General features: G+C 61.2%; 15 protein-coding genes. All 15 read left to right on the top strand.

Translation table 11 applies throughout. The annotated features are described in order from the left end of the window. The first annotated feature begins 64 nt into the window (after positions 1–64). The 15 genes from AAAX34_RS00920 to gatB all read left to right on the top strand — a co-directional run bounded on the left by AAAX34_RS00920 (position 65) and on the right by gatB (position 22,834). Complete coding sequence (locus AAAX34_RS00920; protein WP_349109710.1) at positions 65–1,894, top strand: ABC transporter ATP-binding protein; 1,830 nt, start codon at positions 65–67, stop codon at positions 1,892–1,894. Next, the gene (locus tag AAAX34_RS00915; RefSeq protein WP_349109709.1) at positions 1,887–3,785 is read left to right on the top strand and encodes an ABC transporter ATP-binding protein; all 1,899 of its coding nucleotides are present in this window, start codon (positions 1,887–1,889) and stop codon (positions 3,783–3,785) included. The genes AAAX34_RS00920 and AAAX34_RS00915 overlap by 8 nt, the downstream gene beginning before the upstream one ends. A 215-nt stretch (positions 3,786–4,000) precedes the next feature. Beyond that, positions 4,001–5,038 carry a hypothetical protein gene (locus AAAX34_RS00910; protein WP_349109708.1) on the top strand — a complete coding sequence of 346 codons (1,038 nt, stop codon included), beginning with the start codon at positions 4,001–4,003 and terminating at the stop codon, positions 5,036–5,038. A 235-nt stretch (positions 5,039–5,273) separates the two neighbouring features. Next, positions 5,274–6,329 carry a GTP 3',8-cyclase MoaA gene (gene moaA / locus AAAX34_RS00905; protein ID WP_349109707.1) on the top strand — a complete coding sequence of 352 codons (1,056 nt, stop codon included), beginning with the start codon at positions 5,274–5,276 and terminating at the stop codon, positions 6,327–6,329. A gap of 4 nt (positions 6,330–6,333) precedes the next feature. Next, positions 6,334–7,638, top strand: a complete 1,305-nt coding sequence (gene mobB / locus AAAX34_RS00900) for a molybdopterin-guanine dinucleotide biosynthesis protein B (RefSeq protein ID WP_349109706.1) — start codon at positions 6,334–6,336, stop codon at positions 7,636–7,638. Positions 7,639–7,902: 264 nt separating this feature from the next. Next, complete coding sequence (locus AAAX34_RS00895; RefSeq protein ID WP_349109705.1) at positions 7,903–9,189, top strand: MFS transporter; 1,287 nt, start codon at positions 7,903–7,905, stop codon at positions 9,187–9,189. A 217-nt stretch (positions 9,190–9,406) separates the two neighbouring features. Further along, positions 9,407–10,228 (top strand): HAD family hydrolase, encoded by an 822-nt coding sequence (locus AAAX34_RS00890; protein WP_349109704.1) that lies wholly within the window; start codon positions 9,407–9,409, stop codon positions 10,226–10,228. Between the two features lie 510 nt (positions 10,229–10,738). Beyond that, the gene (locus tag AAAX34_RS00885) at positions 10,739–10,933 is read left to right on the top strand and encodes a hypothetical protein (RefSeq protein WP_349109703.1); all 195 of its coding nucleotides are present in this window, start codon (positions 10,739–10,741) and stop codon (positions 10,931–10,933) included. Between the two features lie 142 nt (positions 10,934–11,075). Further along, the gene (locus tag AAAX34_RS00880; RefSeq protein ID WP_349109702.1) at positions 11,076–14,081 is read left to right on the top strand and encodes a SpaA isopeptide-forming pilin-related protein; all 3,006 of its coding nucleotides are present in this window, start codon (positions 11,076–11,078) and stop codon (positions 14,079–14,081) included. Then, positions 14,074–15,738, top strand: coding sequence for a SpaA isopeptide-forming pilin-related protein (locus tag AAAX34_RS00875; RefSeq protein ID WP_349109701.1), 1,665 nt, complete (start codon positions 14,074–14,076; stop codon positions 15,736–15,738). The genes AAAX34_RS00880 and AAAX34_RS00875 overlap by 8 nt, the downstream gene beginning before the upstream one ends. 75 nt (positions 15,739–15,813) lie before the next feature. Then, positions 15,814–17,526: an isopeptide-forming domain-containing fimbrial protein gene (locus AAAX34_RS00870; RefSeq protein WP_349109700.1), complete on the top strand. Its 1,713-nt coding sequence runs from the start codon at positions 15,814–15,816 to the stop codon at positions 17,524–17,526. Positions 17,527–18,089: 563 nt separating this feature from the next. After that, positions 18,090–19,007: a class C sortase gene (locus AAAX34_RS00865; RefSeq protein WP_349109699.1), complete on the top strand. Its 918-nt coding sequence runs from the start codon at positions 18,090–18,092 to the stop codon at positions 19,005–19,007. 325 nt (positions 19,008–19,332) lie between these two features. Next, positions 19,333–19,644 carry an Asp-tRNA(Asn)/Glu-tRNA(Gln) amidotransferase subunit GatC gene (gatC, locus tag AAAX34_RS00860; protein ID WP_035136890.1) on the top strand — a complete coding sequence of 104 codons (312 nt, stop codon included), beginning with the start codon at positions 19,333–19,335 and terminating at the stop codon, positions 19,642–19,644. Continuing rightward, positions 19,644–21,158, top strand: coding sequence for an Asp-tRNA(Asn)/Glu-tRNA(Gln) amidotransferase subunit GatA (gatA, locus tag AAAX34_RS00855; protein ID WP_349109698.1), 1,515 nt, complete (start codon positions 19,644–19,646; stop codon positions 21,156–21,158). Before gatC ends, gatA begins: the two co-directional genes overlap by 1 nt. Beyond that, a complete protein-coding gene (gene gatB / locus AAAX34_RS00850) occupies positions 21,158–22,834 on the top strand; it encodes an Asp-tRNA(Asn)/Glu-tRNA(Gln) amidotransferase subunit GatB (RefSeq protein ID WP_349109697.1) in 1,677 nt (558 codons plus the stop codon). Before gatA ends, gatB begins: the two co-directional genes overlap by 1 nt. Positions 22,835–23,043: the final 209 nt, after the last annotated feature.

Here is a 23,043-nt window from a genome sequence, read left to right as displayed (position 1 = left end):
ACCATTATTCGGCGCGCAATAATACGTGCGTTTGCGAACAACGTTTGATGGGGGTTGAACCTGCGTGCGCAATCTCAAAATACTGTTTTCTTATCTAGGGGCATACCGTCGCGATGCCATTCTCGGCGTGTTCTTTGTGTCGGTCGAGACGGTGCTCGAGCTGTTTATCCCGGTCATCATGGCCGACATCATCGATGTGGGCGTGCCTGCGGGTGATATCAACTACATGCTGCTGCAGGGCGCGTACATGTTGGTGTGCGCTGCGCTTTCGCTGGTACTGGGCTTGGGTTATGCACACACGTCCGCCCGCGTTGCCTCGGGCCTAGGCGCTAACCTGCGCGAGGCCGAGTACAAAAAGATTCAGACGCTCGCTTTTGGTAACCTGGACAACTACGACGCCAGCTCGCTCGTCACTCGCATGACCACGGACATCACCGTTATCCAAAATGCTGTGAGCAACGGCTTTCGCCCTATGGTGCGCGGCCCGGTGACGCTTATCGTCGGCCTTATCTACGCGCTGATGCTGTCGCGCCCGCTCGCCACCGTCTTTGCGATCATCTTGCCCGTGCTGGCAATCGTGCTGGGTGTCATCACCTATCGCGTCAGTCCGCTCTACCGCCAACTCCAGACCTCGATGGACCACCTTAACGGCGTGGTGCAAGAGGACCTTACCGCCGTGCGCGCCGTGAAGGCTTACGTGCGCGCCGAGCACGAGTGCGACAAGTTTGACACCGTCAATACCGAGCTCGCCGGCACGGCGACCAAGACCTTCGGCACCGCCGTGCTCAACCTGCCGGTGTTTCAGCTGTCGATGTACGTGGCTGCGCTCTCCATCCTGTGGATTGGCGGCCGCATGATTCTCGCCGGCAAGCTGGGCGTGGGCTCTCTCACGGGCTTTATGAGCTACGTGCTGCTGATCATGAACTCGCTCATGATGATTTCCAACGTGTTTTTGCTGCTCACGCGCGCTCTCACGAGTGTGGGCCGTATCGCAGGGGTGCTCGATGAGGAGCCCTTTATCGCCAACCCTGCGGGAGACCTCGCGACTGCGGCGCCAGCGGACGGCAGTGTCGAGTTTCGCGACGTTTCCTTTAAATACCGCGCGGATGCAGCCGAGGATGTGCTCGAGCATATCGACCTTCGCGTCGAGAGCGGCTCGACGGTGGGCATCCTCGGCGGCACGGGCTCGGGTAAGAGCTCGATTGTGCAGCTGATTGCGCGTCTGTACGACGCCACCGAGGGCGTCGTACTTGTGGGCGGACACGACGTGCGCGACTACGACCTGGTCGCCTTGCGCGACGCCGTGGGCATTGTGCTGCAAAAGAACGTGTTGTTCACGGGCACCGTGCGCGAGAACCTGCAGTGGGGCAATCCGCAGGCGTCGGACGATGAGCTCCTCGCGGTTTGCCGCGCAGCGTGCGTGGACGAGTTCCTTGATCGCATCGGCGGGCTGGACGGCGAGTTGGGCCAAAGCGGCGCCGGTGTCTCGGGTGGTCAGAAGCAACGTCTGTGCATCGCGCGCACGCTGCTCAAGCATCCGCGCGTGCTCATTTTTGATGACTCCACCAGCGCGGTCGATATGGCGACCGACGCTAAGATTCGCGAGCACATCGCTCGGATCCCTGATACGACCGTGCTCATCATCGCCCAGCGCATCGCGAGCGTTATGGATGCCGATCGCATTGTGGTGCTGGACGACGGTCGTGTCCACGGCGTGGGCACGCACGAGGAGCTGCTAGCGGGCGACAACATCTACCAGGAGATTTACGCCTCGCAGATGGAGTTTGCGGGGAACGTAGACGCCGGCGACGGCAGCGACGATGGCTGCGCGAATAATCCGTTTTCCTCCGTCCCCAGCAGATTACCCTTGGAAGGGGGCGAGCGCCATGCCTAAGACCGCAGCCCAAGCGCGCCCGGCCGACCTCAAGCGCACTGTGCGCCGTTTGCTCTCTTACATGGGCCATGCCAAGTTCTCGCTGCTGGCGGTGGGTATGCTTGCCTCCGTCGCGGCCATCGCGAGCCTCGCCGGCACCTACATGGTGCGCCCCATCGTCAACGGCCTGGCCACGGGCGGTGAGGAGCTGCTCGCCAAGCAGGTCATCGTAACGGCGATCATCTACGCCGCGGGCGTGCTCTCGGCCCTAGGCTACTCGCAGATCATGGTGCGCGCGGCCCAACGCGTGGTGTCCGACATCCGTCGCGACCTGTTCGCGCACATTCAGACGCTGCCGCTCAGCTATTTCGACAGTACGCGCTCGGGCGACATCATGAGCTTTTTCACCAACGACGTCGACACCGTCTCCGAGGCGCTCAACAACAGCTTTGCCAACGTGATTCAGGCGACCATTCAGGTGATCGGCACCACGGCCATGCTCATCATCCTCAACTGGCAGCTCACGATTATCACGCTCGTGTGCGACGCGGCCATCGTGCTGTACGCGCGCTACTCGGGTATCCGCTCCAAGCGCTTTTTTGCCGCCCAGCAGGCATCGCTCGGCGACTTGGACGGATATGTCGAGGAGATGGTCTCGGGTCAAAAGGTCATCAAGGTCTTCAACCACGAGCAGGCCAACGTGGCAGGTTTTGACGCGCGCAACCAGGAGCTGCGCCGCACCGGTGGCGCCGCGCAGACCTACGCCAACTCGATGGTGCCCATGACCGTGGTGATCGGCTACGTCAACTACGCCATCGTCGCCGTGGCGGGCGGCATGCTCTGCATCAAGGGACTTGCCGACGTGGGTGCACTCGCGAGCTACCTGGTCTTTGTGCGCCAGGCGGCCATGCCCATCAACCAGTTTACGCAGCTGGGCAACTTCTTACTCAACGCGCTGGCCGGTGCCGAGCGCCTGTTTGCCGCGATGGACCTTAAGCCCGAGGTGGACGAGGGCTGCGTGGAGCTGGTGCAGACGGGCGACGCCGCGTGGGCGTGGAAGATTCCCGAGGGCAAGGGCGTGGGCGCCTATGGGCATCTGCACGACGTGGCTGCCGTTGGTGAATCGGGTCGTGCGGTGGCAGCCGACGGTACCGAGCTTGTTACCGGTCTGGTCCCGCTCGCCGGCGACGTGCGCTTCCATGCCGTGGACTTTTCTTACGTGCCGGGCACCCGCGTGCTCACGGATCTCAACCTGTTCGCCAAGCCGGGGCAAAAGATCGCCTTTGTTGGCTCGACGGGCGCCGGAAAGACGACCATCACTAACCTCATCAACCGCTTCTATGAGGTCGATGACGGCGAGATTACGTACGACGGCATCGACGTCAAGCATATCGCCAAGGCCAGCTTGCGCGGGTCGCTCGGCATTGTGCTGCAGGATACGCACCTGTTTAGCGGCACCATTGCGCAGAACATCCGCTTTGGCAAGCTCGACGCGACCGACGAGGAGGTGCGTGCCGCCGCCGAGGCCGCCTGCGCCGACTCGTTTATCCGTCGCCTGCCGCAAGGCTACGACACACCGGTCACGGCCGATGGCGCCAACTTGTCTCAGGGCCAGCGCCAGCTGCTCGCCATCGCGCGCGTGGCCGTGGCCGACCCGCCGGTGCTTATCCTGGACGAGGCAACAAGCTCCATCGACACGCGCACCGAAAAGCTCATCGAGCGCGGCATGGACCGCATCATGCGCGGCCGCACCACATTTGTGATTGCGCACCGCCTGTCCACCGTCCGCGACGCCGACGCCATCATGGTCCTCGGACATGGCCGCATCATCGAGCGCGGCACCCACGAGGAATTGCTCGCCCAGCGCGGCGAGTACTGGCAGCTAGCGCATGGCTTAAAAGAGCTGGATTAACCCGTTCGAGCGCGATACTTTGACCCCTCCGTGCCCCTCACCTCGCCTCAAACCATCACAACATTCGACGTTTTTTGCCAAAATCGGGAAAAGCATCGAATGTTGTGATGGTTTTTCTGCCACTCGACCGGGTGGAATCGCTTTCTTGCGCACGAAGGTGTGCGGACCCGTGGGCAGGGGAATAAGGTTGGTTATCCGACTCCATTGGATGGCTCATGGACCTGCCGATCGTCCTGTCCCATAAGACTGCCTGGCTGTACCACAACGTGGCGCGCCCGTCCGAGCCGATCTCGCGAGCAAGCAGCCTATACGATGAGGACTCGCTTGCTAGCGAGGCGGAACCGACCGCGTGCCTGCCCAAATTGGGGCTCGATGCCAAGGGACTGAGGGCTTCAGCGGCAGTTGGAATCGTTACCGACTATCTGGTTTCGCTTGGTATTCCACGAGAAGAGCTCGATCATATCGATGCGCTCGTCAACTTCGATTTTGAGCGCTCGACGCCGGCTGGATTTAGGTGTCACGTGTTTGGGGCGCCGGTACCTCCAGGCCATCTTATCGAGGTGGCAGAGGGCCTTCTAGTGGTTGATGAGGTCATGTGCTTTGTCCAAGCGGGTTCGTGGATGAGTGAGCCCGAGCAGCTGGAATATGGGTATGAAATCTGCGCCCGATACCATTTGAATCATCTGTCGACAGGCGATTATATCGAGATGGGGCAGAGGTATACCGTCGCCGATTTGATTGCTTATTGCAATGAGAACCGATCTCGTCAGGGGGCCATACGCGCGGCCGCCGTGCTCAAGCGCGTGCACGATGGCGCGCGGTCGCCCATGGAGACGGCCACCGCAATCATGGTCGTAGCAAAACGTTCCCAGGGAGGGCTGGGATACGCCAAGATCGAGCTCAACCATCGGGTCGATGTTCCCAACGAGTTCAAGTATCTCGCAAAGGCCGGGTATTTCGAGATCGACGTATATGCGCCTGCGAGCGGTACGGGGATTGAGTACAACGGCTCGGACCATCTTGATAAACAGCGCAGCGCGTCGGATGCGGAGCGTATGACCGTGCTGAGCGCGCTGGGCTTTAAGATGATCGTCCTCACCGGGACTCAGTTTGCCCACCAGCTGCAATTGCACCGGGCGATGAACGCCATCGCGCTCGCTATGGGTCTCAAGTGCGACCGAAGCGAAGCGTTCCAGAAACGTCAGAACGACCTGCGAGAATTCGTGATTCGACACTGGGACGGCGGCCTTTAGGGGCGCTTTGGTCCTTCTGCGGGGTGCCGTGGGCAGGCAAACCATCACAACATTCGACGTTTTTTGCCAAAATCGGGAAAAGCATCGAATGTTGTGATGGTTTGTATGCTGAGGATGGGCTTGGAAAGCCGGTCTTGCTCAAAGCGACCTGTCCTGTCGTACGGGTGTCGGCATGATTCTCTCGTGGGGTATTATGTTTTCCGAAGAATAAAACGCCGCGTGAGGGGAGGGCTGCGTGGACGGGCACGTGCAACACGACGGCTTTGGCCGCGATATCAACTACCTGCGCATTGCCGTTACCGACAAGTGTAATTTCCGCTGCATCTATTGCATGCCGGCCGATGGCGTGGCGCCCCGCGCGCACGATGAGCTACTCAGTGCCGAGGAAATCGCCCGCTTTGTGCGCTTGGTGGCGGGGGAGGGCATTCGCCGCGTGCGCCTGACGGGCGGCGAGCCGCTGGTCAGCCGCCGTATTATCCCGCTCATTCGCGACATCCGCGCGATTCCGCAGATCGAGGATATCTCGCTCACCACCAACGGCGCCCTGCTGCCCAAGCTGGCGCCGCAGCTCAAAGACGCCGGGCTTAACCGCGTCAACATCTCGCTCGACACACTCGATCCTACGCTCTTTGGAAAGATCACGCGTCTGGGTCGGCTCGAGCAGACCATGGCGGGCATCGACGCGGCACTGGCTTGGGGCTTTGAGCCCGTTAAGGTCAACTGCGTTGTGGTGCGCCGGCTCAACCAGGATGTGGCGGCCCTCGCGCGGCTCACACTCGATCGCCCCATCCACCTGCGCTTTATCGAATACATGCCTATCGGCGACGATCACACGAGCTCGCATTGTGCCGTAGACCCTCACGCGCCCACACTCAATCCCGAGCTGTGGGACGCGAGCGATACCGTGCCGAGTGACGAGCTGCGGGCGCGCATCAATGCCGGGGCCATCGCGACGGGACTGGGCGAGCTCGAGCCGCTCGACATCAACGACGCTCCTGCCGGCGCGGGCCCTGCGCGCTATTGGCACTTTCCGGGCGCGGCGGGAACGGTCGGCTTTATCAGCGCTATGTCCAACCATTTTTGTGTGAATTGCAACCGTCTGCGCCTGACGGCCGATGGCAACGTGCGTCCGTGCCTGTTCAGCGATGCCGAGTATTCGGTGCGTGAGGCGTTGCGCCGTGGTGATGATATGCAGGTACTTTCGATTTGGCGCGATGCCGTCGCCCACAAACCGCAGGAACACGCGATAATTGAGGGCACGCAACGATTTATGTCCCAAATCGGAGGATGATCATATGGCCAAGAGCAGGTACGCCGATGCCACCAAGGCCGCTCGCAGGGCCGCGATGTCTGCCCACAAAGCCACGGCCGCGGCGAATGCCGGCAACGTCGACGCGTCCGCGCAGCCGACTGCCAGCGCTGCCACCGAGCCCGCCCGTGACGCCCGTCGCGACGAGCTGACGCACGTGGACGCTAAGGGCGAGGTACGCATGGTCGACGTGTCCGACAAGGCCGAGACGCATCGCATCGCCATCGCCGAGGGCACCATCCTCATGCACCCCGAGACGCAGGCCATGGTGCTGCAGGACCGCGCCAAAAAGGGCGACGTGCTTGCCTGCGCGCGCGTGGCGGGCATCATGGCCATCAAACGCACGAGCGACATCATCCCCATGTGCCATCCGCTGCTCATTACCAAGAGCAAGTGCGATATTGCGCCTATCGCTCCGTCGGGGACGCCTGTCGAGGACGTGCCCGAGGGCTGGGCGCCGGCGCGCGTGGACGGGCAGGTCGGCTTTCACGTACTGGTTACGGCCGGCGTGACGGGCAAGACGGGTATTGAGATGGAGGCGTTGACCGGCGCGAGTGCTGCGTGTCTGACCATCTATGACATGTGCAAGGCGGTCGATCGCGGCATGGAGATCGTCGACGTGCGCCTGCTGCACAAGGAGGGCGGCCGCTCGGGCGTGTGGGATCGTGCAGAGCGCCAGGCCGCTGCTGTTGAGGCCGTGGCCGCTGACGGTGCCGCGCCCGCGAGCGCACCCGTTGCCGTCGCACCCGCGGCTCCGGCACCGGCCGTCCCCGCGATCGCGTTTATCGGCTACCAAAACTCGGGCAAGACCACGCTCGTCGAGAAGGTTATCGCCGAGCTCACCCGCCGCGGCCTGCGCGTGGGTTCGCTTAAGCATCATGGGCATCACGGCTTTGATATCGATGCACCCGCTAAGGACACCTGGCGCCATCACCAGGCCGGATCCAAGCATGTGGGGCTCATCTGCGCCACGCGCTGGGCGGAGTACGCCGACACGCGCGAGGAGGACGAGATGCCCGCGCGAGAGCTGCTGTCGCGTTACAACGATGTCGACGTGGTGATCATCGAGGGCTACAAGACCGAGGGCTTCGACAACATCGTGGTCGCGCGCTCCGGTGTCGACCGTCTGCGCGGTAAGAGCTCGCTCGACCTGGTCGACGGTCACACGCTGGCCCTTGCCTGTAACGAGGCCCTAGCGCGTCAGGCCTTCGACGCCGGCCTTGCGACCCGAGCCATCAACATCAACGACGCCCGAGCCATCTGCGATCTTATCCAAGACCACCTGGCCTAAAACCTGCCAAAAAGGGACAGGTTTATTTTGGCAGGTTTTATCTGGGCAAACGTCATTTCCACCACAAAGGGGCCAGGCTCCTTTGTGGTGGTTTTTGCTTTGGTAGATGTGTGGGACATGCCTTAAAATCTACCAAGTAGTTCATGACGGGCGAAAACGGAGAGAAGGGTCCTGATGCGTCCTTAATGTTTCATGCGGATAGATTGATTTGACAGACGGTGGCGAATGCCCACCGTCCGTATTCGTATGAAACAAGGAGTCTCCATGCTCGCCTCTCTTTTCTCAAAGCCTCAGTCATCGCTGTCCGTGCAGGCCAAGCGCCTGGTGGCGATGCGCTTTCTCATCTACACCGGTTTTCAGACCAGCTACTTTATCGGCGTCATCGGAACGCTCACCTATGCAGACGATGCCTCGCTCGTGGCGACATCGCTGGCCGTCCTTTTTATGAACGTATTCGTGATCTTGGGATCCTTTGCGGGTGGCGCGGCGCTCGACGCCTGGGGCCCGCGCCGTCATTTCTTGCTGAGCATCGTGGGCACGCTGGCAACCGGCGCGGCGATCCTCGTTTTTGGCAGCGCGACCGGCATCGTCCTGCTCGGCGCGGTGCTCCTGGGCTTTGTGATGGGGTTCGCCCAGCCCATCGCCACATCCTATCCGGCTTACCTCACCGACGATCCTGCCGAGCTCAAAGACATCAACTCCGCCATCGCCATGTTTTCAAACGTGAGCATCATCGTCGGACCCACGCTGGGCGGCTTTGTCGCGGCGGCTGCATCGTCACGCGCGGTGTTCGTGCTCATGATGCTCTTTACCGCACTGGCGCTCGTCGCCGGTTGGGGCTTTAGGCCGCAAGCAGGTCGCGTCGCCGCGCGCGAAAGTACTCCCGCGGATAGCAGCACAACGGCAAGTACTGCCAGTCAAAGCTCCGACTCCAGTAAATCTACCCGCGCAACCTTCGCGACCAGCATCAAGACGGTCTTCACCAACAGCGTCCTCGCGTTACTGTTCTGCATCATCTTCCTCTCGAACTTTGGTTACGGTGCCTTCGATCCGCTGGAGTCGTTCTTCTACCGCGATGTCCTGTACGTCGGTGTCGAATGGATGGGCTGGCTCTCGTCGGCCAGCGGTGTGGGCGCGGTGCTGGGTGCCGTGCTCGCGCTCCGCTTGCCGCCGCACTTGGTCAACCTTAAAACCCTGCTCGTGGCACTTATGTCCGTTGGTCTGGGAAGCCTGCTCTATGTGGGGACGCCGTACGTGGGCGTGGCTCTTGTCGGCCAGGTTGCACTGGGCATAGCTTGGGGCATCGTCAACCCGCTCCACAACACAATCGTGCAAACGAAGGCTCCGCTCGAGCAGCTCGGTCGCGTGAACTCGGTCATGGGCTTTGGCAACATGTTCGCCGGCGTAGCCCCGCTGGCGATTGCCCCGTGGCTGGCGGCGACGTTTGGCGTGCAGCAGACGCTCGTTGGTGCGGGCATGGTCGTGACGGCGGTTCCCGCGGCGCTGCTGTTGTTTGGCCGCCGGCACTTGGATCGTGCCACAAAGCAGTAAAATCCATCACAACATTCGATGAAAATCGCGATTTTGCCGAAAAACGTCGAATGTTGTGATGCTTTGCGCCCCGGGCCAGGTCACCCTTCGGGTCCGGCCACCACAAGGGGGGCAGGCACCTTTGTGGCGATCGGGTCCCAACGGTCTGTGCCTTGGTATACCATGTACGCCGTTCACGAATACACCCCACATCGCCGCACAACCCAGAAAGGCCCCCATGGACACCACCTTCAGCCATATCAAAGCCGTGTTCTGCGATATCGACGGCACGCTGCTCACGAGCCAGCACACGGTGTCCCCGCGCACCGTGGCGGCGATCCGCGCCCTGCGCGAGCGCGGCGTGCTCTTTGGCCTGTGCACCGGGCGCGACGCCCACGCGACCGAGGCCATGTACGAGCTCTGGGGCATCGAAGGCCTGGTAGACGTGATGGTGGGCTGCGGTGGCGCCGAGGTCATCGACCGCGCGCACGACATCAACGAGCTGAGCTATCCGCTGCCGGGCGAGACCATCGCGCGCATCTGCAAGCACATGGCGGACCTTCCGGCAACGCCCGTCTGCCCCCGAGACGGCGTGTTCTACGTGCCCGAGAGCAACGCGTGCGTCGAGCACCTGTCGCGCGTCGACGGCGTGCCCTACCAGGTGGTCGATTTTGCCGAGTTTTTGCGCGAGCCGCAGCCCAAGGTGATGTTTACCATGGCGCCCGAAGTAATGCCGCGGGTCATCGAACGGGCGTCGACGTTTGCCGATGACACTGTTAAGGCGGCGGCTCTGCAAACCACGCAGCGGCTCTACGAGTTCATGGATCCGCGCGTGTCCAAGACGCGCGGCCTTGTGCGCGTGGCGGAGCTCAACGACATGGAGCTCCAGGACATCTGCGTGTTTGGCGATGCGGACAACGACACCTGCATGGTGGCCGACGCCGGCGTGGGCGTGGCCATGGCAAATGGCAGCGATGCCACCCGCTCCGCCGCCGATTTTGTAACCGCGAGCAACGACAAAGACGGCATCGCGATCTTTATCGAGGAACATCTGCTGTAGCGCCGGGGGGGGGGAGAACCACCGCAAAGGGGGCAGGCTCCTTTGCGGTGGTCTCAGGCGATTTGGGCGAATTGATGCCTAAAATCTGCGCGAAAACTCAAATATGGTTGTCTGAACATCATGCTTCTGACCACCGATGAGTTAAAGATATTCCCATCAATTTGGTAGTCTATTCCTCCCGGTTAATGATCTACCGTTCACGGTCGATTTTCGACCGTTCACAGGACGCATGCTCTTGAGCAAAATGTTGTGCAAATAAATAAAATGCTATTAAAAAACCGATAGCTAGCTTAATTACCAGTAGAAATAGATATTTCATAGCGAATAAACGAAGGTTAATCCGAGCAAATGTCAAGAGAATTGAGAATTCGCTACAAAACTATCGGTATTTTTGCTTAGATGTTCAAACAATCGTTATAATATGTACTACAAGCGTGCGCAATTACAGATTGCGCAGATACGTTTGATAGTGAAAGAGCAAGATCGCGGTCTCTTGGGGAGGAGACATCGATGAAAGCGAATTCAGAAAAAACTAAGCAGAGTAAAAAAGCGACGCGCCGTGTACTGGCAGGCGTTTTGTGCGGAGCCTCCGTGTTGAGCCTGGTACTGTCGCTCGTCATGCCCCCGATCTCGCAGGCCATTGCCAACGATGTCCAGACGGTTTCTGCTGAGGAAACTGTGATGGGGGGGGGGTTCCTCAAGTGAGTCTACTGATGTAGACAACACCAACAACGGGGATACCGAAAACCAGAATAGTGACGAGACCGAGGGCGACGAGACTGGCTCTTCAAATAGTGCTGAGCAGGCTCAGAGTGCGAATGCGGCTTCAGCGAGAGCGACGGCCACCGTGAAGCCGGGAATTTACGTTCCCACGTCTATCGGTATCGGTACGAATATCAATGTCTCAACCCCTGATCCCGGCGTGGCCACCTACGTCGGCCGCGACATGTACATCGGTGGTAAGCCGAGCGATAAGCCGAGCGACGGCACTATCGATCTTGATGCGGACAACGCCCCCACCGGCTCATATGCCGCTGAGGCGGAGGGCCTTACCGTGGTCCGTGGCAAGCTTGCCATGAATCCACTCAAAGAGAGCTGGCCCTATAATAATAGTGGCGGCGCTGGTTTCCGCTTTGGCACCGTTGGTTTTGGTTCCCAGTTCCGTCCTGTCTACGGCAGCACCGTGCTTGCGGTCGCCGGAATCGACAGTGCGATCACCAAAATGAGCGTTGGTTACAACGGCAACTTGCCGGGGGCGACTACCGTTGGCGCTTGGAACAAAGGCGCTTGGGTCGGACAGCAGAGACCTTCTGAGGGCGCGACTCCTTCCGGCTTTGCCTACACCGCGCAAATCGCAGGCCCCATCACATACTGGCGCGATAGCGACTATAAACGCCAGTCTGTGGTGACAATGCAGGGTAATTGGTACGAGGGCTTGTCTGCTCTGGAAAGCACCCTGTTCAATAAAGCTGTTGATTTGACTAATGTCAACGGTAGCGATTATTCGAGCTATAACGGTACAAATGGATACCTCTCGAAGCTATCGAAACAGCTCGACTCGTTTGAAGATACCGGCGAGGTGGATGTCAACGGCTTTGCAGAGCCTAATAGCAACTACGTCATCAACAAGTACAATAACGACGGAACAAGCTATACACTCAAATTCGATGGTAGCGACGATGGTAGCGGCAAGTCTGTTTCCGGTGCGCTCGATACCGGAATCCCGAGCAATAAGATTCGCAACACCGAGCGACTCATCACCTTTACCGGCGATGGAACTTCTATGCAACAGGTCTTCACCATCGCCGGTTCCGAGCTCTCCAACTTGAAGGATGGCGTCTACTACCGCGGCGTCGACTTTAAGTTCACCAATATCCCCGAAGGCGCATCCATTGTCGTGAACGTTACAGGTACTAATCCTGTCGAGTTCCACAACGGCTGGCGCTTCTGGTGGGGAGATACAGAAATATCTCGCGGTTACGAGAGTCAGTACGCCAAGAAAGACCTTGACGCGAAATACTCGCTGGCCTCCCAGTCCATCATGTGGAACTTCGTCGATACCACCAGCCTTACCATTCGAGGCGGCATCGCGGGAGAAAACCGCGCGGACTGGGGATACGGCGGCACAGCCACCGGTGCCAAGTGGACTGACGACGATCCTGCGGCGGCTATGATCGGATCGATTCTCGTTCCCAACGGAAGTTTCGACGACCATGTGACTACCAACGGCCGCGTTTATGTGGGCGTCGATTTCTCAATGAACAGCCCGAAGGTTGCCGCAGCATTTGGTGAGGGTAACTCGGCTTCCGTCATCGATATGGATCAGGAGCGTCACAACTTCCCGTGGTCTGGGTCGTATACGCCCGACGGCTCCGCCGTTGCGTGGAGCAAGGTCGACGCTGCGGACGGCATGACGCCGCTTTCTGGTTCCTCGTGGACGATATACGGCACTGTCGATGATGCCAAGAATGAAACGAATCCCATCGTTACGGTAACGGATGGCGGTGCCAATGATTACTCTTCGGATGATGGCGAGCTTCAGTTCAACTATTTGAATCAGAAGGCCAAAATTGGCGATCCCAACGATAAAGACTACTTCACGTACTACATTCGCGAGGTCAAGGCGCCGGCTGGTTATCAGAAGTCGGACACCATCTACTACGCAACCATGAACAACACCGGCGAGCAGGTGAACTATGTTCAGGGTCATGTGGACACGGTGAACGGAAATGAGCTCGTTTCATTCGATGATTCCAACACCACGGGCGCCATCTCCAACACCAAGATCACCGGTACGGTGTCTTGGACCAAGGTTGAGGAAGGAGACAAGGGATACACTCCTTTGGCTGGTTCCGAGTGGAAGCTTGCGAAACTGGGTGCCGAAGGTACGACCGAGGCGCAGTCTTGGACCGTGAGCGATCAGTCGGCTTCGAGCGAAACCACTTGGGCCGATACCGACGACACGAATGGCAAGTTCACATTGGCCGGTCTGCTGCCGGGCACGTACACGCTCACGGAGACCCAGGCTCCGTTTGGCTACGAACTGAACAAGAACACCTACAAGTTCACGGTGGACAGCACAAACGGCTCCATTACGTGGAAAGAGAACGAGCAGCCGAGCATCGTTAGTGGCACTACGTACATCTCCGACAAGTGCAGCGCTACGTCCGTGAAGATCCCGGTGACCAAATCCGTTCGCAATACGGACTGGCCGAAGGACGACGAAGGCAGCTATGTGCCGTTCGAGTTCAGCATTGTGGCTACGGGTGACTATGCAGCCAAAGTCCCCATGCCCGAAGCGCCCAAGATTTCTGTTGCCCCAAAGGCAGGGGAGACCGATGCCGCCAAGCTCAACAACATCACGGCGACCTTTGGCGCCATGACGTTCAACAAGTCGCACCTGTCCACTGAAGCAGGCACCAATAAAGATTACGCCAAGACCTACACCTACACGGTGAAGGAGGTCGCGCCTACCACCGGTGCCATCGATAAGCTCCGCTACTCCAAGGCCGAGTACCAGGTTGCCGTCACGGTGAAGGCCGTCATGAATGAGACCACTGGCAAGTACACCGGTCTTACCACCTCTACCACCGTTACGCAGATGAAGGACGACATGGGCAACACCCTTGGCAAGAACGGGCAGGGCGTCGCGGTTCAAACCTCCGCCGGCGCGGGCCCAACCGCCATTCCCGCCTCCACCTTCACCAACACCTACTCCACCTCTTTGCCCCTTTCTGGTATGTCGGGCGTCACTCTGACATACCTTGCCGGCGCGGCGGTGCTTTGCGCTGCTGCGGCCTGGATGCACATTCGCCGCAAGGCGAATGCGAAGGGAGGCGAGCGTCGTGAATAAGAAAGTTTGCTCCTTCCCGATCTTGTTTGCGCTGTTTGCCCTCCTGATCGGCACCTGCGCGGTTGTGTTCCCCGCTTCCGCGCAGGCCGCGCCGACCTCGACCGGTTCCATCACGGTGAGCGGCACCGTGGCGAGCAGCTACGACGCCTACCAGATCTTTAGCGCCAACGTCGTCGACGGCGACAGCGACGCCAAGATCGCCACCGACCTCGCTTGGGCAAGCGACGCCGCGCGCGACGCCGTCCTGCCCGTGCTGCACAGCGCCGGCATGCCCAAATCCCAGACCACCGCGCAGGAAGCTGCCGAGTGGCTCAACACCGATTCCCACCTTACGAGCGCGCTGAGCGCACAGCTCGCTCGTTCCCTCCAGAACTCTGGCGCCGAGCTCGCGGCCCTTAACGCGGGTACGGAGGCCAAGCTGCCCTGTGGCTACTGGCTCATCGTCGCCGACGACGACGCCATCGCCCAGGGCGAGGCCGGCACCGCGCCGATCATGGCCCTGGTCGGCGGCAGCGCCGTCACCGTCAAGCCCAAGGCGGCGACCCCCAAGGTCGCCAAGCACGTGCTGGAGGACGGCACCGCCGCCTGGCAGAAGGCCGCCGACGCCACGGTCGCCGACGACCTGTACTGGCGCCTCTCGGCCACGGTCCCGGCGGGTCTTACCGCCTACGACGCCTACGCGGTGCAGTTCGTCGACACCATGAGCGCGGGGCTCGACCCCTCCAGGGTCGCCGCGAGCATGCGCGTGTACGTGGCGGCGGGCGCGGACGGCGGCTTCGGTGCCGTCTCGGCCGGCAAGGACGGGCGCGCCGGCACCGAGCCCGCGAAGGGCTGGACCGATATCACGGCCCAGTGCAGGGTCTCGGCCGACGGTAAGACCTTCACCGTGCGCACCGGCGACCTGATCGCCGCGCTCGGCGGGGCCGACGCCTTCACCGCGGGCGCCCGCGTGGTCGCCGTGTACAACGCGCCGCTCAACAGCGCATGCAACCACGGCATCGCGAAGGGCAACCCCAATGAGGTCTACCTGCGCTACCCGCGCTCTCCCTTTGCCGACCAGTCCGGCGACGCCGGCTTCACCCGCACGCCGAGCGATGACGCGTGCGCCTACACCTGGGATCTCGCGCTCACCAAGCGCGGCAGCGACGGCGACAAGCCGCTAGCCGGGGCGGTCCTGAGCATCGCCGACGACCGCGGTCGCACGCTGGCGGCCGACGGCACGTGGGATGCAGAGGGCAAGGCCACCGTCACCACGGGCGAGGACGGCCGCGTGACCGTCTCGGGCGTGGACTCGGGCAAGCTGGAGATCCGCGAGCTCAAGGCACCCAAGGGCTACGCCGCCTTTGAGGGCGCGCGCTCCGTGACGGTCAAGGCCGAGGGCCTGGACGTCGATCAGGTGGCCGCTGCCAAGCCCAAACTCACCATCACGGCCGAGTCGCCCCTGCGCGCCGACAGCGCGGACGGGTCGACGGGCAGCCTGGAGGCGTCGCTCATCAACACGCCCACCGGCACACCCCCTAGCATTACCACCGGAGGCTTTATGCCCTCGACTGGCGATATGGCAATGTACGCCGCGGCCGCCGCAGCGGTCGCCGGAGCCGCGCTCATCGTGGTCGCGCTCCTGGTCAAGCGGGGAGGTGGCAGCCATAAAGAGTAGCTGGCAGCCCCGCAGAGAGCGGGGCGAGACGTAGCGAAACAGATGCTAAGACACAGACAGACAGATTTAGATCAAATGGAATTCGAGCAGAAAGCAGAGGAAAAGAAGATGAGCATGAGCAAGAACATCGCACGCCTGGCAGTAACCGCCGGTCTCACAGCAGCGCTGAGCTTCGGCGGCGTGATGGCCCCGGTGACCATGGCGTTTGCTGAGGGTACGGATGGCTCGGTGACCATCAAGAACGTTGATGGTAACACTACCGAGTTCGAGGGCTATCAGATTTTTAATGCTGATGTCGCCGACGATGGAAGTGTCAGCAACATTACGTGGGCAAGCCTTGAGGTGCAGGATGCTGTCGAGGGCGTCATCAGGAAAGAGGATGAGACCTATGCGGGGGCGACTGCCCAGGACGCCGCGGACTGGATCGCGAATAATGTGAAGGTAACCGGTAAGACAACCCGCGTAGACTCCAATTCCGTTGCGTACAAGATTGCCGACGCCGTGGACGGCCTTACCGAAAGCGCGAAGACGAACAACAAAACCGTCTCCGGTCTTGGGCACGGCTACTGGCTCTTCGTGACCGCTGCTGACACCATCGGGGTCGGCGAGGCGGGCACGTCTCCCATTTTCACTGTCGTGGGAAGCAAGCCCGTTAACATCACTGAGAAAACGGGCGTCCCCACCGTCGAGAAGAAGATCGTAAGCGATGCCAATAATGCAGAGCACGATGCTGCCGATTCCCAGATCGGCCAGAACGTGACGTACAACCTTTACGGCACCATTGCCGAGAACTACGACAAGTACGACACGTATTTCTATCAGTTCTCCGACAAGATTTCCAAGGGCCTGACGCTGCAGAAGGGCGCTAAGGTCTACCTGTATAAGAACAGGGATGACGCGAAGGGCGATCTCGCCCGCACGGATGGTACGGATATTACTGATAACTTCAATGAGTTGACCGCCACGGCCGCTGCCGATGGCAGCAAAACAACGACGTGGACCTGCGAGAATCTGAAGCAGGTCGCGGACGTCAACAAGGACTCCTACATCGTCGTCTCCTATAAGGCGCAAATCAACAAGGATGCGGTCGTCGCGGGCACCGAGGGTAACGAGAACACCGTGACGCTCAACTACTCCAATAACCCCATGACCAGCGAGCGCGGCGAGACCAAGCCTGACACGGTCAAGGATTACACCTACGGCCTCAGGATCAATAAGGTCGACTTGGGCACCGAGAAGGCCCTCGAAGGCGCCAGGTTCACCATCCAGGCCACCACGGCAGACGATGTTGCATCCACGAATTTGTTTGTCCAGGATAATGGGTCCCTTGGTGAAACGCCCAAAGAGTTTGTGACCAATGGCGAGGGCATCATCGAGGTTACTGGTCTCGACGCCGGCACCTATACCGTCACGGAGGTTTCTGCCCCCTCTGGTTACGCTAAGGTCGACCCCTTCACCTTCGAGATCAAGCCGAGCATGAAGGACGATGATCCGGATGCTGGTCTTACTGGGCTCACTGGAGAACTTACGACTGGCCAGGGCGACAAGGTTATCGCCGGCCTCACCTATGGCGACACCGGAGATAACAGCCTGACGGTGAAGCCTGGCTCGGAGAAGACGGACGGCATCTTCAACATCACCGTTGGCGATACCAAGCAGGTTGGCCTCCCCCTCACCGGTCTTAACGGTGTGACCTTCACTTGGATCGCTGGTGGCGCGGTGCTGTGCATCGGCGTGGCTCACCTCATCCGCAGCCGTAAGCAGGCTGAGGAGTCCGAGCAGGAGTAGCGCTCGCTCACCCATCCCTTTGGCAGGTGGGATGTGATGGCCATGAGACTTGCGGACACTTTTCTCGTCCATCGACGTTCTTGCTTTGTCATTCTCTTTTCGGGGCAGACTCCGCACTGGAGTCTGCCCCGTTTTTTGGACAACACAGGCAGCCTCCACCGTCCGATGCGGACTCATCCGTCATCGCGTTTCTTGACTCGTATGAGGTTCGGTTTAAGGTCCGTAGGCGCACGCGCGGTGCGGACGGTAGAAGGCATTTGCGCCGCAACAAGCGCAAATAAGAATGCCCGGGGTTCGGAGCCCGGGCATTTAACAAAACCAGAAAACTAGGCCGCCCGCGCTCTCGTACACTTACGCGGGGTGCGTCGTTTTCTATTGACATTGTATCCCGAATCGCCCCGCCGATCCGGGACATTTTGAAAACTCAAATGTAGGCTTATCCTCGACTGGACGGTGCAGTCTAGCTGCGTTGTCCGGCGTGGAAGCTCGCGAATCGGCTATTATTTGTTTAGACAACATGAGCTGTAGAGGAGTGACCGGTGATGGTGCAGGGCGCCAAACATATGAAGAGCAATAACGCCGCGGACAACGGCGGCTCAAGCCCTCAGCCCAAACCTCAACCAAAGCCCAAGCGCCGTCGCAAGCGACTGCCGCGCTGGGCCGACCGGCTCATCACCATCGTCATCATCCTTATTGGTGTGGGCCTTATGACCTGGCCGTGGATCTTGGACCGGCTCGAGGCCTCGGGCGTGTTCAACCAGATCAGCACTGTGTCCAGCACCGTGGACGCGCTGTCTGCCGAGGAGCGCGAGCGCATCCTGCTCCAGGCGCGCTCCTTTAACGAGCAGCTGGCGGGCGAGGCCACCGAGCTCCCCGCCGACCAGATCGAGCCCTACGCTCAGCAGCTCATCTTTGACCGAGACCCCATGATGAGCTGGGTCGAGATCCCCTCCATCGATGTAAGCATGCCCATCTACCACGGCACGAGCGAAGAAGTCCTTATGGCGGGCGTCGGCCACCTGGAGGGCACGAGCCTGCCGGTGGGCGGCACCTCGACGCATTGCGTGCTCACCGCGCACTCGGGCATGCGCAACCTGAGCATGTTCGATGACATCCACTCGCTGGAACCCGGCGACCTGGTGCTGCTGCACACCATGAACAAGACGCTCGCCTACAAGATGGTGGACTCCGAGGTCGTGCTGCCCGAGGAGATGGAGTCGCTGACTATCGAGCCCGGCGCCGACAAGGTGACGCTCGTCACCTGCACGCCCTATGGTGTGAACGACCATCGCCTGCTGGTGCATTGCGTGCGCACCAAGTACAACAAGAAGGACGTCGACAAGCAAAAGTCGCTGGCCGGCCGCCACTGGGGCAAGCGCGAGTTTGCCGTGCTCATTGTGGTCGTTGCCATTGTGCTGTTGCTGCTGGACATCGTGATCCATGCGGTCCGCAAGCGCCGCAAGGCCAAGGTCTCGGCATAAGACATTCTCCAGAACCACCACAAAGGGGACAGGCGCCTTTGTGGTGGTCGGGGGCTTCCAAACCATCACAACATTCGATGAAAATCTCGATTTTGACGAAAAGTGTCGAATGTTGTGATGCTTTTCGCTGCGGGCGGGACGGCTTCGTTGTGGTCGAGACGGTTTTCGCTATGGACGGTGCGGTTTCGCTGCAGAACCGCCGGCCCGCCGCCTGCCAACCGCCGCTCTCGTTACGTTTTCGCTGCATTTGGGTAAAGCGCCTGCTCCAAGCCGGCGTTGCCCTGTATACTAGAGCGGTTTAACTGTTATGCGGAAGGGAGCGCCTATGGCACTCAGCGAGAAAGACGTGCGCGGCATCGCCGAGTACGCAAAGATCGCACTGACCGATGACGAGCTCGCCCAGATGACGTCCTACATGAACGACGCCGTCCAGATGCTCGAGCCCGTCCTGCAATATGACTTACCCGACGTGGAGCCCACGTTCCATCCTATCGGAAGCCTGTCCAACGTGATGGGCGATGACCTGCGCGAGCCCGAGCGCGATCTGCCGCTCGACGTTGCGCTCGAAAACGCCGGCAGCGCGCGCGACCGCTACTTCCGCGTGCCGTCCATTTTGGGAGAGGGGGAGAGCGAGTAATGGCGCAGAGCTTCGATTCCCTTACCGCCGCCCAGATTGCCGCGGGCGTTGCCGCCGGCGACTTTACCGCTACCGAGGTGGCCCAGGCCTCCCTTGCCGCCATCGAGGCGCGCGAGGGCGGGGTCCAGGCATTCCTGCAGGTGGCGCCCGAGCTTGCGCTCGAGGCCGCCGCGCGCGTGGATGCCGACCGTGCCGCAGGCAAGCCGCTGCCCCCGCTTGCGGGCGTGCCGCTGGCCATTAAGGACAACATGAACCTTGTGGGCACGCGCACCACCTGCGCTTCCCGCATGCTCGGGGACTACCAGAGCGTCTACACCGCCACCTGCGTCCAGCGCATGCTCGATGCCGGCTGCCTACCCATGGGCAAGGCCAACATGGACGAGTTTGCCTTTGGCAGCTCCACCGAGAGCTCGGCGTTCCATCGCACCAACAACCCTTGGGATACCGAGCGCGTGCCCGGTGGTTCCTCGGGCGGCTCCGCTGCCGCCGTCGCGGCGGGCGAGGTCGCGCTCTCGCTGGGCTCGGACACCGGCGGCTCCATTCGCCAGCCGGCGTCGCTGTGCGGCGTGGTGGGCTTTAAGCCCACGTACGGCGCCGTGAGCCGTTACGGCGTGGTTGCCTTTGGCTCGTCGCTCGACCAGGTGGGCCCCTTTGGCCGTACGGTCGAGGATGTCGCGCTGGCCATGAATGCGCTTACCGGCGCGGGCCACGATCCGTACGACTGCACCAGCCAGGATTGCGCCGTCGACTTTACCGATCACCTCAACGACAGCATCGAGGGCAAGCGCGTGGGCATCATCCCCGCGTTTATGGAAGCCGAGGGCCTGACGTCCGAGGTCAAGGCTGCTGTTCAGCGCGCCGCCCAGGAGCTGCAGAACCAGGGCGCCGAGCTGGTCGAGGTCGACCTGCCGCACCTGGACGCCGCCATCGCCGCCTACTACGTTATCGGCCCGGCCGAGGCGTTCTCCAACCTGGCCCGCTTCGATGGCATTCGCTACGGCTATCAGGAGGAGGGCTGCGCCAACCTGTCCGATCAGAGCTCGCTGTCGCGCGCCCACGGCTTTGGCGCCGAGGCCAAGCGCCGTCAGATGCTCGGCGCCTACCTGCTGAGCTCGGGCGTGTACGACAAGTACTACTACGCTGCGCAAAAGGCCCGCACGCTCATCACGCAGGACTACGACGCCGCGTATGCCAAGGTGGACACCATCCTTATGCCCGCCTCGCCGCGCACGGCCTTTAAGTTTGGCGAGATCAGCGACCCCACGCAGATGTACCTCTCCGACCTGTACACCATTTCGCTCAACATTTGCGGCAACGGTGGTATCTCGGTGCCGCTGGGCCTGGGCGAGGATACTCAGCTGCCCGTTTCTGCCCAGCTGGTTGGTCCGGCGTTTAAGGACCGTCAGCTGCTCACGTTTGCCCGCGCCCTGGAGCGCGGCTTTGCCGATGCCGCCACGGGTGCGCCCGCGCTTTCCGTCGCGCCCGATTTTGCCGGGAAGGGGGGCGAGCTGTAATGAAGGAACTTTCCGAGGTCCTGCAGGATTGGGAGGCCGTGATTGGCCTGGAGATCCATACCGAGCTCACCGCACTCGATACCAAGATGTTCTGCAACTGCAAGCTCAGCCACGATGACGAGCCCAACGCCAACGTGTGCCCGGTATGCCTGGGCCTGCCCGGCGCCCTGCCGGTGCCCAACAAGCGCGCCATCGAGAGCATCGTCAAGGCCGGCCTCGCCACCAACTGCGAGATCCAGCGCCACTCGATGTTCTACCGCAAGCACTACTTCTATCCCGATATGGCCAAGAATTTCCAGACCACGCAGGGTCCGGTCGCCTTTGCCATGTACGGTCACCTGGATCTGGACGTGACTGGTCGCGGTGCCGCCGAGCGCCCCGACTGCGCGTTTGGTGAGGCCGAGGCCCAGAGCCTGGCGAGCGCTTCGGCCAACGCCGAGGGCCTGTCCACGTCCATGACGTCGACCATGCGCGAGGGCAACCAGCGCGCCGGCCATCTGGCCAGCTACGACGCGTCCAACCTGCAGATGCCCGAGCGTCGCGAGGACGGTTCCTACACGGTGCCCATCCGCATCCTGCGCATCCACATGGAGGAGGACGCTGCCAAGATGGTGCACGTGGGCGGTGCCGAGGGCCGCATTACCGCCGCGGCCGAGTCGCTCGTCGACTACAACCGCTGCGGCACGCCTTTGATTGAGCTCGTGACTGAGCCCGACTTGCGTACGCCCGAGGAGGCTCGCCTGTTTATGGAAAAGCTCCGTCGCATCTTTGTGACGCTGGGCATTTCGGACTGCTCCATGGAGAAGGGCTCCATGCGCTGCGACGGCAACGTGTCGCTGCGTCGCCGCGGCGAGACCAAGCTGGGCACCAAGACCGAGCTCAAGAACCTCAACTCGTTTAAGAGCCTGCACGACGGCCTTGCCTACGAGATTTGCCGCCAGGCCGAGGTGCTCGAGGAGGGCGGCATCATCTATCAGGAGACCCGCCACTGGGAGCCCAGCCGCAAGCGCACCGTGGTCATGCGCGTGAAGGAAACGGCAGACGACTACCGCCTGTTCCCCGATCCCGACCTGGCGCCGTTCGATCTGGACGACGAGTTCATCGACCGCTGCCGTGGCGAGATCCCGGAGCTGCCCGATGCCAAGCGCGCTCGTTTTGAGGCCGACTTTGGCATTAAGGCGGCCGATGCCGAGCAAATCGCCGGCGACCCGGAGTTTGCCGAGTTCTTTGAGGTCGCCGCTGCCGGTATGGCCGGCAAGGAGGCCCAGACGGTCGCAAACCTGCTGGTGAACGAGATGATCGCCTACCTTAAGGGCGCAGGCGTGTCGCTCGCCGAGTCCGGCATCGCGCCGGCTCAGGTGGCAGCGCTCGCCAAGCTGCTGGCGACCGATGCCATCAGCTCCAACCAGGCGCACGAGGTCTTTGAGGCCATGGCCCAGACCGGTGACGACCCTAACAAGATCGTCGACGAGCGCGGTATGCGTCAGGTAAGCGATGCCGGCGCGCTGCAGCCGATCGTGGACGAGGTGCTGGCAAACTGTGCCGATCAGGCGCAGCAGTATCGTGACGGCAACCAGAAGGTCATCGGCTTTTTGGTGGGCCAGTGCATGAAGGCGAGCCGCGGCAAGGGCAATCCGAAGCTCTTCAACGAGTTGCTGAGAACGTCGCTCTCGTAAGCGGGAACCGAGGGGCCCCGGCAGGGCGGGTGCTTCCTCAAAAATTCGAACAGTCCTGCGCAAGACGAAGGCCACATTAAGTGGCCTTCTTTGCGTGTGGAACTCATTTTGAGGAAGCACCCGCCCTGCCGGGGCCCCCGGGTTCTGCAACGACTCGGCCGTTCGGGTCAGGCGGGCTGATATAAATAGAGTGGATGGGCGCGCCGTTG

It is taken from the genome of Collinsella sp. CLA-ER-H4 (genome assembly GCF_040092395.1).
Taxonomy (GTDB): Bacteria; Actinomycetota; Coriobacteriia; order Coriobacteriales; family Coriobacteriaceae; genus Collinsella.
This window is presented reverse-complemented; position numbering and strand designations above follow the sequence as displayed.

What these genes read in the sequence shown, in the direction of transcription:
- gatB (WP_349109697.1), top strand. Translation starts at nt 21,158, where the DNA reads ATGAAGGAACTTTCCGAGGTCCTGCAGGATTGGGAGGCCGTGATTGGC.
- AAAX34_RS00915 (WP_349109709.1), top strand. Translation starts at nt 1,887, where the DNA reads ATGCCTAAGACCGCAGCCCAAGCGCGCCCGGCCGACCTCAAGCGCACT.
- mobB (WP_349109706.1), top strand. Translation starts at nt 6,334, where the DNA reads ATGGCCAAGAGCAGGTACGCCGATGCCACCAAGGCCGCTCGCAGGGCC.
- gatC (WP_035136890.1), top strand. Translation starts at nt 19,333, where the DNA reads ATGGCACTCAGCGAGAAAGACGTGCGCGGCATCGCCGAGTACGCAAAG.
- AAAX34_RS00865 (WP_349109699.1), top strand. Translation starts at nt 18,090, where the DNA reads ATGAAGAGCAATAACGCCGCGGACAACGGCGGCTCAAGCCCTCAGCCC.
- AAAX34_RS00870 (WP_349109700.1), top strand. Translation starts at nt 15,814, where the DNA reads ATGGAATTCGAGCAGAAAGCAGAGGAAAAGAAGATGAGCATGAGCAAG.
- gatA (WP_349109698.1), top strand. Translation starts at nt 19,644, where the DNA reads ATGGCGCAGAGCTTCGATTCCCTTACCGCCGCCCAGATTGCCGCGGGC.
- AAAX34_RS00910 (WP_349109708.1), top strand. Translation starts at nt 4,001, where the DNA reads ATGGACCTGCCGATCGTCCTGTCCCATAAGACTGCCTGGCTGTACCAC.
- AAAX34_RS00885 (WP_349109703.1), top strand. Translation starts at nt 10,739, where the DNA reads ATGAAAGCGAATTCAGAAAAAACTAAGCAGAGTAAAAAAGCGACGCGC.
- AAAX34_RS00895 (WP_349109705.1), top strand. Translation starts at nt 7,903, where the DNA reads ATGCTCGCCTCTCTTTTCTCAAAGCCTCAGTCATCGCTGTCCGTGCAG.
- AAAX34_RS00890 (WP_349109704.1), top strand. Translation starts at nt 9,407, where the DNA reads ATGGACACCACCTTCAGCCATATCAAAGCCGTGTTCTGCGATATCGAC.